This is a genomic window from Pseudarthrobacter sp. NamE5 (genome assembly GCF_005796225.1).
Lineage (GTDB): Bacteria > Actinomycetota > Actinomycetes > Actinomycetales > Micrococcaceae > Arthrobacter.
This window is the reverse complement of the sequence record NZ_VAHO01000041.1, coordinates 1-622: the sequence shown is the minus strand read 5'-3', so window position 1 is coordinate 622 and position 622 is coordinate 1. Positions and strand designations below refer to the sequence as shown.

Sequence of the window (622 nt, the reverse complement as noted above, 5' to 3'; positions counted from 1 at the left end):
TATGACCAGAAGTATTGGCAGGAGTGGGTTAACTTGATCGCCCTGGCGGTGAATGAGGAGAACGCCTCGGGCGGGCGGGTGGTGACGGCTCCGACGAACGGGGCGGCCGGGATCATCCCGGCGGTGTTGTTTTATGCGCTGCATTTCGCGCCGGGGATGGAGAACGCCTCGCAGGCGGACCGTGATGATGTGGTGGTGCGTTTCCTGCTCGCGGCCGGCGCCGTGGGGGTGCTGTATAAGGAGCAGGCGTCCATTTCGGGGGCTGAGGTTGGGTGCCAGGGCGAGGTCGGGTCGGCGTCGTCGATGGCCGCTGCGGGTTTGGCGGAGGTGATGGGCGGGTCTCCGGCGCAGGTGGAGAACGCGGCGGAGATCGCGATGGAGCACAATCTGGGCCTGACGTGTGATCCGATCGGCGGGCTGGTGCAGGTGCCGTGCATTGAGCGGAACGCGATCGCTGCGGCGAAGGCGATCAACGCCGCGAAGATGGCGCTTTGGGGCGACGGCTCCCACCGGGTCTCCCTCGATGAGGTGATCGTGACCATGCGCGAGACCGGCAAGGACATGAGCTCCAAATACAAGGAAACGGCCATGGGCGGCCTCGCCGTCAACGTCGTCGAATGCT

General features: G+C 65.6%; 1 protein-coding gene. It reads left to right on the top strand.

Going from position 1 to position 622, the window contains the following annotated elements; all coding sequences use genetic code 11:
* Positions 1-622, top strand: a 622-nt coding sequence (locus tag FDW84_RS18995) for an L-serine ammonia-lyase (RefSeq protein WP_138611032.1), incomplete at both ends; no start/stop codon positions are given.